Source organism: Tistlia consotensis USBA 355 (assembly GCF_900177295.1).
Lineage (GTDB): Bacteria > Pseudomonadota > Alphaproteobacteria > Kiloniellales > DSM-21159 > Tistlia > Tistlia consotensis.
This window is the reverse complement of record NZ_FWZX01000015.1, coordinates 130,332-142,500: the sequence shown is the minus strand read 5'-3', so window position 1 is coordinate 142,500 and position 12,169 is coordinate 130,332. Positions and strand designations below refer to the sequence as shown.

The following is a 12,169-nucleotide window of genomic DNA, read 5'->3' as shown; positions in this document are numbered from 1 at the left end:
AGCTTGATGAGATGCAGGGTCATGCGCGCAACCTAGCGGCGCCCGGCGCGGAATGCACCGTCGCCCACCTCGCCGCCCACCTCGCCGCGCGCGTCACGCCGCCCTGGCGGCCAGCGCCTGGGCGACCTTGGAGGCCGGCGGCCGGCCGAGCGCCGCGGAGATGAAGCGGCCGGCGGCGGCGACCTGGTCGAGCTCGGCCCCGGTCTCGACGCCCAGCCCCTGCAGCAGGTAGAGCACGTCCTCGGTCGCGACGTTGCCGCTGGCGCCCTTGGCGTAGGGGCAGCCGCCGAGCCCGGCGACCGCGCTGTCGACCGTCGCGACGCCGAGCTCCAGGCAGGCGTGCAGGTTCGCCAGGGCCTGGCCGTAGGTGTCGTGGAAGTGCAGGGCCAGGCGCTCGCGCGGCAGCTCCGCCGCGACCGCCTCGACCATCGCCCGGGCCCGGGCCGGCGTGCCGACGCCGATGGTGTCGCCGAGCGAGACCTCGTAGCAGCCGAGCTCGAAGATCGCCTTGGCGACCGCCGCGACCCTGGCGAGCGGCACCTCGCCCTCGTAGGGGCAGCCGAGCACGCAGGACAGGTAGCCCCGCACCCTCACGCCCGAGGCCAGCGCCCGCTCGACGACCGGCCGGAACCGCTCCAGCGATTCGGCGATCGAGCAGTTGATGTTCTTCCGGCTGAAGCTCTCCGAGGCGGCGCCGAACACGGCGATCTCCTCGGCGCCGGCGGCGAGCGCCGCCTCCAGCCCCTTCTCGTTCGGCACCAGCACCGGGAAGGCGACGCCGGGACGCCTCTGGATCCGGCGCAGCACCTCGGCGCTGTCGGCCATCTGCGGCACCCACTTCGGGCTGACGAAGGCGCCGGCCTCGACCGCCGGCAGGCCGCTCGCCGACAGCCGGTCGATCAGCTCGACCTTGGTGTCGAGCGGCACGATCGCCTTCTCGTTCTGCAGGCCGTCGCGCGGACCGACCTCGACGACCCTGACCCGGCGCGGCAGCGTCATGACGGCATCTCCTTGGTTTCCGGTGTCGCGGCGACCTCGCCGCCCTGCCCCGTCGCTTCGCCCGGGCCGCCCCGGCTTCCCGGCAGGCGCGCGGCCGGCGGGCTCTCGGCGTCGCTCCCGGCTTCGCTCTCGGGCGGACCGGCCTCCTCCGGCGCGCCGAGCAGCCAGTCGTCGAGTGCGGCCTCCTCGGCGTCGCTGAGCGACACGCCGCGCTCGCGGCAGCGGTGGCGGATGTTCTCGCGGAAGGCCTCGGCCAGCGCGTCGACGTCGCCGGCCAGGGCATCGAGGTCGAGCCGCGCCAGGCGGAAGCCGTAGAACACGAAGCCGATGTCGCGCTCGGCGACCGGCAGGCCGATCTCCGCGAGCCGGCGCCGGGTCGCGTGCACGACGTCGGCCTGGGCGCGCGCGCCTTCCTCCAGGGTCGCCGCCATCGCCTCGAACAGCGCGTCGTAGGTCTCGCCGGGCAGGGCCGGCGCGCCGGTCGCCTCGCAGACCCGCTCGATCAGGGCGCTCGCCGGGTCGTCGGGCGGCAGGCGTCCGCCGGAACCGGGCTGCGACGCCGGGACGCCGGCCGGGGACGAGGCGCGCTGCGGCGCCTCGTGCTGCTCCGGCGCATAGGCGTAGCGGTCGGCGACGGCGATGGTCGGGGCCAGCATCTCCTCGATCAGCCGGCTCAGGCTGCCGTGGCCGAACCAGCGCAGCTCGCGCGGGCTCTCGCCGAAGCGGCGCAGCGCCTGGCCGCCGAGCTGCGACAGCAGCACCGGCTTCGGCGCCTTGGTCACGGTCTCGCGCAGGAAGGCCAGCAGCTCCTCCTGGCTCGGCGGCTCGCCCTGGCCGCGCTCCAGGCCGAGCGCCTCGACGACGAAACGCTCGAGCGGCACGACCACGTCGGCCGAGGCGCGCAGCGCCGGCGCCACCTGCTCGCTGGCCAGGATCGTCGTGCGCCGGTCGTGGGCGCGCAGGCGCAGCAGCACCGGCGCGAAGTCGGCATCGCCCGAGAGCAGCAGGAACTCGTCGAAGCGGGTCTCGTGGGCCAGCGCCTCGACGATGTCGAGCGCCATCTGGATGTCGGCCGAGTTCTTGCCGCCGTAGGTCAGCGAGGGACAGTCGACGACGTGGAAGCCGGCCTGCACGAAGCCGGCGCGCTGGCGCCAGAAGGCCGCCGGGTTGAGGTAGCAGCGGCGCAGCAGCACCCGGCGCGGCGGCGCGGCCGGCGCCGCCTCCGGCCCGGCCGGCTCGCCGGCCCCGTGGCGTCCCGCCTCGAACCAGTTGAGCCAGGCCAGCGGGAACTGGGCGAAGCTCTCGGCCGCCTGGCCGTCGCGCTCGCGCAGGCTGGAGTAGACGTTGTCGAAGTCGACGAAGAGGGCGGCTCTCAGGTAGTCGGGGGCAGGCATCGTCGGCACGCTCCGGGGGCCGCTGGGCGATCGGGACCCTTGAGAGTTTGGCACGGAGGCGCCCGCCGCCAAGGGGCCCGAGGTCATCTCGTCCAAGGGCGGCTAGGCCTCGGCCGCCTCGAAGTCGATGAGGTCGGCGCCCTCCTCGACCGTGTCGCCCTCGGCGTAGTGCACCGCGGTGACGATGCCGTCGGCGGGCGCGACGATGCCGTGCTCCATCTTCATGGCCTCGAGCACCAGCAGGGCCTGGCCGCGCTCGACGGTGGCGCCAGCCGTGATCGAGACGCTGACGACCTTGCCCGGCATCGGCGCGACCAGGCGGCCGCCGGCCTCGTCCTCGCCGGCCGTGCCGGCCAGCGCGTCGACCAGCATCAGCCGCCGTGCCCGGCCCTCGACGATCAGGGTCAGGAGGTCGCCGTCCCAGACGTCGCGCGCGCGCACCAGCCGGCCGTCGAGGAAGGCGGCCAGCCGCCCGCTCGAGTCGCGCCGCACCTCGGTCGCGATGCGCCGGCCCTCGACCTCGACCAGGCCGCCGCCGGGCCGGTAGTGCACCAGGGCCGAGACCTCGAGCTCGCCGGCGCGGAAGGTCAGGCGGCGCTGGGTCTCGTCGTTGAGCCGCCAGCCGTCGGTGCGGAACCAGGGCGAGAAGCGGTCGGCCGAGGCCGTCGCCAGGCGCTTCGCCTCCTCCTGGCGGCGCAACAGCTCGGCGAGGCAGGCGAGCGCCAGGCTGTCGGCATCGGGCGGCGGCGGCGGCGCCAGCAGGGTCTCGGCATGACGCGGGATGAAGCCGGTGTCGAGCCCGGCGGCGGCGAAGGCCGGGTGGCCGGCGATGGCCGAGAGCAGCGGCAGGTTGGTGGTCAGCCCGGCGACCTCGGTGCCGGCCAGCGCCTGCTGCAGGCGGCGCACGGCGGCGGCACGGTCGGGGCCGTGGACGATCACCTTGGCGATCATCGGGTCGTAGAAGGGCGTGATCTCGTCGCCGGTCTCGACGCCGCTGTCGACCCTGAGGCCCGCGACCTCCTGCGGGAAGGCGAGGTGCGCGAGGCGCCCGGTCGCCGGCAGGAAGTCGCGGCTCGGGTCCTCGGCGTAGAGCCGGACCTCGATGGCGTGGCCGCTGCAGCCGATCTCGCCCTGCGCGAGCGGCAGGGGCTCGCCGGCGGCGACCCGGAGCTGCCACTCGACCAGGTCCTGGCCGGTGATCGCCTCGGTCACCGGATGCTCGACCTGCAGGCGGGTGTTCATCTCCATGAAGAAGAAGTCGTCGCCCTCGGCGATGAACTCGACCGTGCCGGCACCGACGTAGCCGATCGCCGCGGCGGCGGCCAGCGCGGCCTCGGCCATGGCGGCGCGGCGCTCGGCGGTCATGCCGGGCGCCGGCGCCTCCTCGACGACCTTCTGGTGGCGCCGCTGGATCGAGCAGTCGCGCTCGAAGAGGTGCACGCCCCTGCCCTGGCCGTCGCAGAACACCTGCAGCTCGATGTGGCGCGGCTTCGTCAGGTACTTCTCGAGCAGCACCCGGTCGTCGCCGAAGGCGGCCCGCGCCTCGCGCTGCGCACCCTCCAGCTCGGCGGCGAAGTCCTTGGCGCGGCGCACCGGGCGCATGCCCTTGCCGCCGCCGCCGGCCGAGGCCTTGATCAGCACCGGAAAGCCGATGCGCCCGGCCTCGGCGGCGAGCAGCGCCGGATCCTGCTCGGCGCCGTGGTAGCCGGGCACCAGCGGCACGCCGGCCTTCTCCATCAGGGCCTTGGCCTCGCTCTTCGAGCCCATGGCCCGGATCGCCGGGGCCGGCGGGCCGACGAAGACGATGCCGGCCGCGGCGCAGGCCTCGGCGAAGCCGGCGTTCTCCGACAGGAAGCCGTAGCCGGGATGGATCGCCTCGGCGCCGCTCGCCCGGGCGACCTCCAGGATGCGCTCGGCGACGAGGTAGCTCTCCGCGGCCGGCGCCGGGCCGATCAGCCAGGATTCGTCGGCCTCGCGGACGTGGCGGGCGCCGGCGTCGGCCTCGGAGTGGACGGCGATGGTGCGCAGGCCCAGGCGTCGCGCGGTGCGCGCGATGCGGCAGGCGATCTCGCCGCGGTTGGCGATCAGGAGGCTCGAGAACATGGTGCCGCGACGCTGCCCGCTGGACGCCCCGGAATCAACCGGAATCAGGCACCGCCGTCGCCCGGCCGGCGGGCGCCGGCGGCGATGACCTCGGTCAGGCGCCCGTAGTCGGCGGCGCGCAGGGTCTCCATCGTCGCCGCGACCTCGCCGGGCGGCACGCCGAGCTGGCCGAGCACGATGGCGCCGAGCTGCAGGCTGGCCTCGATGGTCTCGGGCACGACGGCCGTGGCGCCGGCCTCGCGCAGCTCGGCGCTGTGCTGCAGGTCGCGGGCGCGCACGAAGATCGGCAGGCTGTCCGAGTGCGCGCGCAGCGCCTCGACCACGCGGGTCGCCCGCTCCGGGTCGTCGAGGGTGATGACCGCCGCCCGGGCGCGCTCCAGGCCGACCGTCTCCAGCACCTCGATGCGGCTGGCGTCGCCGTAGTAGACGCTGAGGTCGAGCCGGCGGCAGTGCCGGACCCGCGGCGCGCTGAGGTCGAAGCCGACGTAGGGCACCTGCAGGCCGGACAGCGCGACGGCGACCGACTGGCCGACCCGGCCGAAGCCGGCGATCACGACGTGGTCGTGCAGCTCCTCGGCCTCCGGGCCGGGCTGCGCCGGCAGCTCGCGCTCCTCCTCGCCGCCGAGCCGCCCGGCGAGCCCGCGGCCGAGCCAGGCCACGGCCGGGGTCAGCGCCATGGAGAGCGCGACCAGCGCGACCGCGCTCTGCCCGAGCCGCGGCTCGACCAGCCCCAGGGCCATCGCCGAGCCGATCAGCACGAAGGCGAACTCGCCGCCCTGGGACAGCAGCGTGCCGACCCTGACCGCGACCTCGCCCGGCAGGCCGAACAGCCGGCAGAGGCCGGCGATCACCGCGGCCTTGCCGAGCATCAGGGCGGCCAGGGCGAGCGGCAGCTGCCACCACAGCGAAGCGATCAGCCGGAGATCGATCGACAGGCCGACCGACATGAAGAACAGGCCGAGCAGCAGGCCGCGGAACGGCCGGATGTCGGCCTCGACCTGGTGGCGGTACTCGCTGCCCGAGAGCAGCAGGCCGGCCAGGAAGGCGCCGAGCGCCATCGAGACGCCGGACAGCTGCATGAGGTAGCCGCTGCCGAGCAGCACCAGCAGGGTCGTCGCGACGAAGAGCTCGGGGCTGCGGCTGCCGGCGATCGCGCGGTAGAGCGGCTGCAGCACGAAGCGCCCGGCCAGCACGGTGACGGCGATCGCCGTCCCCGCCTTGAGCGCCGCAAGGCCGAGCGCGGCCAGCAGCGAGCCCTCGGGCCGGGCCAGCAGCGGCAGCAGCGCGAGCAGCGGCACGATCGCGAGATCCTGCATCAGCAGGATCGCGAAGCCGGCGCGGCCCGAGCGCGAGGCCAGCTCGCCGCGCTCGACCAGCAGCTGCACGACGAAGGCGGTCGAGGAGAGCGCGAGGCCGCCGCCGAGGACGATCGCGGGCTCGAGCCCTACGCCGAGGCCGAGCGCGGCCAGCGCGATCAGGGCGCCGGTCACCAGGACCTGGGCGCCGCCGAGGCCGAAGACGTAGGTGCGCAGCAGCAGCAGCCGGGCGAGCGACAGCTCCAGGCCGATCGCGAAGAGCAGGAAGACGATGCCGAACTCGGCGAGCAGCACGACCGCCTCGGCGTCCGGGATGAAGGCGAGGCCGCCCGGGCCGACGACCAGCCCGGCGGCCAGATAGCCGAGCACCGGACTGGAGCGCAGCTTGCGGAACAGCGGGACGATCAGCACCGCGGCGCCCAGGAACACCAGCGCATCGCGCAGCAGGTGCAGCTCGTGCTCTTGCATGCCCCGTCCGTTCCCGCCCCGTCCGTTCTCGCCCGGCCCGTTCTCGCCCGGACCGTTCTCGCCCGGCCCGTTCTCGCCCGGCCCGTCCTCGCCCCGCCCGACCCGTGCCGTGCGGCCGGTCGCAGCCTATCGTCTGCCCCGGCGGGGGAACAGCCCGCAGCCTCCGCGCGTCTTCCCCGGGTCACGGAACGCGACGCTCGTCCTGTCGACGGCGGACGCCGGGGGACCCGATGAGCGCACGCCTGAAATACCTGCACTACGTCGTCGTCAATTCCTTCTGGTTCGTCCCGACGGTGCTGCTGCTCGCCGCGATCCTGCTGGCGGTGCTGAGCGCGATCCTGGACCGGGCGATGCAGGCCACCTGGTCGCGCGAGCTGGCCTGGGTGCTCTGGGTCGGCCCCGACGGCGCCCGGACGATCCTGCAGGTCATCGCCGGCTCGATGATCGGCGCGACCAGCCTGGTCTTCTCCATGACCCTGGTCAGCCTGACCCTCGCCTCGCAGCAGCTCGGCCCCCGCCTGCTGGCGATCTTCCGGGCCGACCGGCCGACCCAGGTCGCGCTCGGCGTCTTCGTCTCGACCCTGGCCTACGCGCTGATGATGCTGCGGCTGATCCGGCCGCAGGGCGACTCGACCTCGGACTTCGTGCCGCTCGCCTCGGTGACCATGGCGCAGCTGCTGACCCTCTTCAGCCTCGCCGTGCTGATCTACTTCATCCACCACCTCGCCGAGCTGCTGCAGGCCGACACCGTCGTCGCCCACGTCGGCGACGCGCTCGACGGCAGCGTGCGCTCGCTGTTCCCGGCGACGAGCGAGCCGGAGGACGGCTCGCGACAGCAGGAGGAGGCGGCCGGACCGGGCCCCTCCGGGCGCTTCTGCCTGGTCGTGCCGTCCGCACGGACCGGCTACGTCCAGACGATCGCCGTCGCGCAGCTGGTCGGGCTGGCCGAGCAGAGCGACGGCCGCATCGAGCTGCAGGTCATGGCCGGCGACTTCCTGGTCCCCGGGCAGGCCGTCGCGCGCTTCTGGCCGCTCGACCGGGCGACCGAGGCCCTCAAGGAGCGGATCCGCGACGGCCTGACGATCGGCCCGAAGCGGACCCAGGCCGAGGACCTGGAGTACGCGGCCAACGCCCTGGTCGAGATCGCCCTGCGCGCGCTCTCGCCGAGCCTCAACGACCCCTTCACGGCGATCGCCTCGATCGACCGGATCGGCGCCGCCCTGGCGTTGGCGATCGGCCGTGCCGACCCGCCGCTCGAGCACCGCGACGCCGCCGGCCGGCTGCGGCTGACCCTGCCGTCGCGCGGCTTCGTCGACCTGCTGGAAGGCAGCTTCGACGACATCCGCCGCGCCGGCGCCGACCACCCGGCCGTGCTGCGCACCCTGGCCGCCCGCCTCGCCGGCCTGGCCGAGCTGGCGGCCGACCCGGAGCGGCGCGCCGCCATCTGGCGCCAGGGCGAGGCGCTGCGGCGACTCGTCGGGCGCCGTCTCGACGAGCCGCTCGACCGGCAGCGCGTGGACGTCGAGCTGGAGCGCCTGGACGAGCGCCTCGCCCGCTGGGACGGATAGGCCCGGGCGGCCGGGCTCAGCGCCGCGTGCGGTCCGGGTGCTCCAGGCTGAAGCGCCGGATCTCGGCGAAGCCGAACAGCAGCAGCAGCACGCCGGTGACGATCTCGACGGAGACCAGCACGCGCGCCAGGGCGCCGACCGGCACGACGTCGCCGTAGCCGACGGTCGAGAGCGTGATCACCGAGAAGTAGAGCGCGTCGAGGAACTCGATGTGCGAGGGCCGGCCATTGATCAGGAAGGGCGGCACCTCGCTCAGCCGGTCGAGGATGCGATAGACCGCGGCGAAGACGATGACGATCATCGAATAGAAGGTGACGAAGGCGAAGATCGGCACGCCGACCGCGCCCATGCGGTGGAAGAAGTCCTCGAACAGCAGGCCGGTGTTGATCAGGAAGACGCAGATCGTCCGGCTCGCCAGGAACACGAAGACCGAGATCGCGGCCTGGGCGGCGATCAGCGCGAACCCGCTCTGCAGCGGGGTCGTCGGGATGTCCGGCACCATGAAGCTCATCAGCCCGACGATCAGCACGGGGATCAGCCAGCTGAGCAATTCGGGCAGCCGTTCGCGCTGGCGCAGATGATCGTCGGCGATCACCGAGGCGATCGACTCCTGGCGGATCAGCGCGCCGCCGGTGAAGCCGAGCAGCGGCAGCGCGAAGCCCAGGGCGTGGCACCAGCGCGGCGTGCCGGGGAAGTTCACCTGCACGAAGAAGTCGAACAGGCAGAAATAGACGGTGACGTAGTTCGCCAGGGCGATCGCGAAGAAGCGGCTGCCCGGGAAGACCAGCAGGAAGAAGCCGGCCGAGGACACCAGCGTCAGCATCACGACGAGGCTGAGCCACGTCAGGTCGCCCTCGGAGGCGCCGATGACCAGCGCGAGGAGGACGGCCGTGAAGCCGAGATAGCTGAACCAGCGACGGTTGGCCTTCATGGCCCCAGGATGCCGTGTCGTGCGACGGAGCGGAAGCCGTCGTCAGGCCGCAGCCGCCGGCCGGCAGGGATCTCCGCCCTGCCCGCCGACTGCCGTCCCGGACGTCGGCACAGCGCTGGAACGGCGGCGGAGCGCCGCGCGCCGGCAAGGTCAGGCGGCTCCGTCCGCCTCGCCGGGGCTCGACACGGGACAGCGGCCTGCCGGGCGGCAGACCGCTGTCCCGTGTCGAGCCCCGTTACCGTTGTTGACCGCCGGGAAGCCGCGCCGGCTCAGGCCTTCGCGGGCTCCGCGGCCGGGCTGCCCTTCGAGCCGCCGGCGTTCTTGACGAACTCCGCGGCGCGGCGCTTGCCTTCCTGGAACTCGCGCTTGACCTGCTCCTTCTTCGCCGCGGCGTCGAAGTTCTCGAGCGTGCCGCCGTTGGCGAAGTGCCAGGCGAAGACCCGGCCGACGGCCCAGGTCATGGCGGCCGCCAGGGCCGGCAGCGTGGTCAGGCCGATCACCGGGCCCAGGAAGGGCACGAAGCGGACCAGCGAGGACGACACGTAGCCGGCCGTGCCGACGGGCAGCGCGGAGCCGACCATCGTGCCGATCGCCGCCTTCACCGCCTGCTCCGAGAAGTGCAGACCGTAGTGGTCGCAGAGCTGCCCGACCATGCGCAGCTGAATGGCGCTGCTGGTGAAGAACTCGACCACGGGAAGCGGGATCAGGCCGCCGGCGGCGGCATAGATCGCGTGGCGCCGGACGATGTCGCTGACCTCCTTCGGAAGGCCGCTGCTCTCCGTCTCGGGCGCCTCGCCCTCGGTCTTGGTCTCTTCGGCCATGAACCTTCTCCTGTACAGTCACCGGTAGCGCCATTCGGCTCGGCTCGCGAATGCTATGCCCTTGGCCGGCAAACATCAATACGGCCCCACATTACGATTTGCCGACATCGCCAAGAGCATTTGGGCACTCTTTGCCGGTTGCTATAGAGAGTAGCCGGAGCGGACGGGCCGTCCTCCCAACGGCCTCGCCGGGACGATCGACCAACGGTCTGGAGCTGGATTCGCGCATGTCATCGGACGTTCTCGACCGTCGTCTCGCCGTCGCGCCGCACTTCTGCCTGCATCCCCAGGACGGCGAGCGGATGCTGCTGCTGTCGGAGGAGCGCAGCTTCCGACTGAACGGCGCGCTCTACGCCGATCTGCTGCCGCGACTCGACGGCTCGCTGACCGGCCGGCAGGTCGTCGCGGCCTTCCGCTCCAGCGTCCCGGAGGCGGAGATGATCCAGATCCTGGAGGGGCTGCACGGCAAGGGCTACCTCGTCACCCTGCCCGACCGGGGCGACCTGCACCTCGCCGCCTACTGGAGCGCGCAGGGCGAGCAGCCGGTCGAGGCCGACCGGCGCCTCCGCTCGGTTCCTGTCGGGGTGGTCGCGCTCGGCCAGGGCCCGGCCGCCGGCAGCGAGGGCGCCGGCGCGCTGCTGTCGCTTCTCGCCGGCTCCGGTCTGGCCGTCGCCGGCGAAGCCGAGGCCGGGCTGCTGTTCGTGCTGGTCGACGACTACCTGCAGCCGGCGCTGGCCGAGTTCGCGACCGCCGCGGCCGCGGCGGCCCGCTCCTGGATTCCCTTCAAGCCGGGCGGCCTGTCGGCCTGGATCGGGCCGCATCACGGCCCCGGAGAGCCGCCCAGCGCGCACCCGGCCGGGCTCGACGATCCGCGCCGGCCCTGCTTCCACTGCCTGGCCCGGCGCCTGATCACCCACCGCCCCGGCGACACGCTGGTGCAGGCGCCGGTCGGCGGCCTGCGGCCGGCGCGCGCCTGGACCGCCGGCAGCCTGGCGCTGGCCCGCGGCATCGCCGTCACCGAGGCGATCCACCAGGTGCGCGGCGAGGCCTCGCGGCTCGACCGCAACCTGCTCACCCTGCACGGCCCCTCGGGCGCCGCCGAGACCCACCTGGCCCCGCGCTTCCAGGACTGCCCGCACTGCGGCGCCGGCGCCCCGGCGCACGGGTCGGTTCCGGAGCCGACGCCGATCCGGCTGGCGAAGGTCGCCCGTGGCGGCGACGGGGACGGCGGCTGGCGGGCGCTGACCGCCGAGCAGGCGCTGGCCCGGCTGGAGCCGCTGATCAGCCCGCTGACCGGCATCGTCTCCCACGCCCGGGACCACGAGCTCTCCAGGCGCCTCTACCTGTCGATCGCCTCCCAGGCCAACCGCGAGCGGGTCGACCCGCGCGAGAACCGCCGGCTCGGCAAGCCCGGCGCGGCCGGCGGCAAGGGGCTGAGCAGGATCCAGGCCCGGGTCAGCTGCCTCGCCGAGGCGGTCGAGCGCTACGCCTGCGGCTGGACCGGCAGCGAGCCGCGGCGCCGCGCGCGCTATGCCGAGCTCGCGCCCGCCGCGGTCCATCCGCGCACGATCCTCGGCTTCAGCGAGCGCCAGTACGACCTGCGCGCCGAGCTCAACAAGGGCGCGAGCGGCATGCACCACGTCCCCGAGCGCTTCCGCGAGGACGCCGAGGTCGACTGGACGCCGGCCTGGTCGCTGACCGCCGACGCGCCGCGCTGGCTGCCGACCCGCTTCTGCTACTTCGACTACCGGGCGCAGGACCTGCCCGAGGACCATCCCTTCTGCCTCGGCGATTCCAACGGCTGCGCCTCCGGCGGCACCCTCGAGGAGGCGATCCTGCAGGGCCTGCTCGAGGTCGTCGAGCGCGATGCCATCTCGGTCTGGTGGTACAACCGCCTGGCCCGCCCGGCTGCCGGGCTGGACGGGATCGAACCCCGCTTCCTGGCGGCGCTGCGCAGCTACTGCGAGAGCCGCGATCTCGCCGTCGAGGTGCTCGACCTGACCACCGACCTGGCGATCCCCGCGATGGCCGCGGTCGCCCACAACCGCACGACCGGGCGCGAGATCTCGATCGGCTTCGGCGCCCACCCCGATGCCACGGTCGCCGCGACCCGGGCGCTGACCGAGCTCAACCAGAGCCTCTACTTCAACCTGGCGAACGAGCAGCCGGAGGGCGGGGAAGGCGCCGACTTCGGCGAGGCGCGCCACTGGTACCAGAGCGCGAGCGTCGCGGAGCACCCCTACCTGCTGGCCTCGGGCGGCGCGCCGAGCGACCTGGAGTCGCTGTCGCGCCGCGGTCCGGAGTCGATCGACGAGGCGGTGCGCGACCTGGTCGGACGGCTGGCCGAGGCCGGCCACGAGGTCGTGGCGATGGACTACGACCGCCGCGACGTCCCTCTCGCCTGCGTCAAGGTCGTGGTGCCGGGCCTCTGCCACTTCTGGAACAGGCGCGGCGAGCCCCGGCTGTTCCAGTCCCCGGTCCGCCAGGGGCTGTTCGCGGCGCCCCTCAGCGAGGACCGGCTGAATCCCCTGTCCTTCTTCATCTGACCGGCCGGCTGCGCCGGACCGGC

At 73.9% G+C, this 12,169-nt stretch carries 9 protein-coding genes (1 of these 9 running past the window's edge); 2 read left to right on the top strand and 7 right to left on the bottom strand.

Annotation, left to right across the window (positions count from 1 at the left end):
- From B9O00_RS18070 to B9O00_RS18050, 5 genes are all read right to left on the bottom strand, one after another.
- Positions 1-23, bottom strand: partial view of a DUF1489 family protein gene (locus B9O00_RS18070; RefSeq protein WP_085124101.1) — the 5' portion only. It extends 397 nt beyond the left edge of the window; only the first 23 of its 420 coding nucleotides appear in the window; the start codon lies at positions 21-23; the stop codon falls past the left edge of the window.
- A gap of 70 nt (positions 24-93) precedes the next feature.
- A complete protein-coding gene (locus B9O00_RS18065; protein WP_085124100.1) occupies positions 94-999 on the bottom strand; it encodes a hydroxymethylglutaryl-CoA lyase in 906 nt (301 codons plus the stop codon).
- Positions 996-2,393 carry an NYN domain-containing protein gene (locus B9O00_RS18060; protein ID WP_159460249.1) on the bottom strand — a complete coding sequence of 466 codons (1,398 nt, stop codon included), beginning with the start codon at positions 2,391-2,393 and terminating at the stop codon, positions 996-998. Before B9O00_RS18060 ends, B9O00_RS18065 begins: the two co-directional genes overlap by 4 nt.
- 102 nt (positions 2,394-2,495) lie before the next feature.
- Positions 2,496-4,496, bottom strand: a complete 2,001-nt coding sequence (locus B9O00_RS18055; protein WP_085124098.1) for an acetyl/propionyl/methylcrotonyl-CoA carboxylase subunit alpha — start codon at positions 4,494-4,496, stop codon at positions 2,496-2,498.
- 44 nt (positions 4,497-4,540) lie between these two features.
- Complete coding sequence (locus B9O00_RS18050; protein ID WP_085124097.1) at positions 4,541-6,280, bottom strand: monovalent cation:proton antiporter-2 (CPA2) family protein; 1,740 nt, start codon at positions 6,278-6,280, stop codon at positions 4,541-4,543.
- 230 nt (positions 6,281-6,510) lie between these two features.
- Between B9O00_RS18050 and B9O00_RS18045 the strand changes: the two genes are divergently transcribed.
- Complete coding sequence (locus B9O00_RS18045) at positions 6,511-7,848, top strand: DUF2254 domain-containing protein (RefSeq protein WP_085124096.1); 1,338 nt, start codon at positions 6,511-6,513, stop codon at positions 7,846-7,848.
- Between the two features lie 16 nt (positions 7,849-7,864).
- On the opposite strand, the gene B9O00_RS33820 is transcribed toward B9O00_RS18045, so the two are convergent.
- On the bottom strand, positions 7,865-8,779 hold the full coding sequence (locus tag B9O00_RS33820) for a potassium channel family protein (protein ID WP_218822809.1): 915 nt from the start codon (positions 8,777-8,779) through the stop codon (positions 7,865-7,867).
- A 269-nt stretch (positions 8,780-9,048) separates the two neighbouring features.
- Positions 9,049-9,600, bottom strand: coding sequence for a YcjF family protein (locus tag B9O00_RS18035; RefSeq protein ID WP_085124095.1), 552 nt, complete (start codon positions 9,598-9,600; stop codon positions 9,049-9,051).
- 227 nt (positions 9,601-9,827) lie between these two features.
- Between B9O00_RS18035 and B9O00_RS18030 the strand changes: the two genes are divergently transcribed.
- Positions 9,828-12,146 (top strand): TOMM precursor leader peptide-binding protein, encoded by a 2,319-nt coding sequence (locus B9O00_RS18030; protein ID WP_085124094.1) that lies wholly within the window; start codon positions 9,828-9,830, stop codon positions 12,144-12,146.
- The last annotated feature ends 23 nt before the right edge of the window (positions 12,147-12,169 follow it).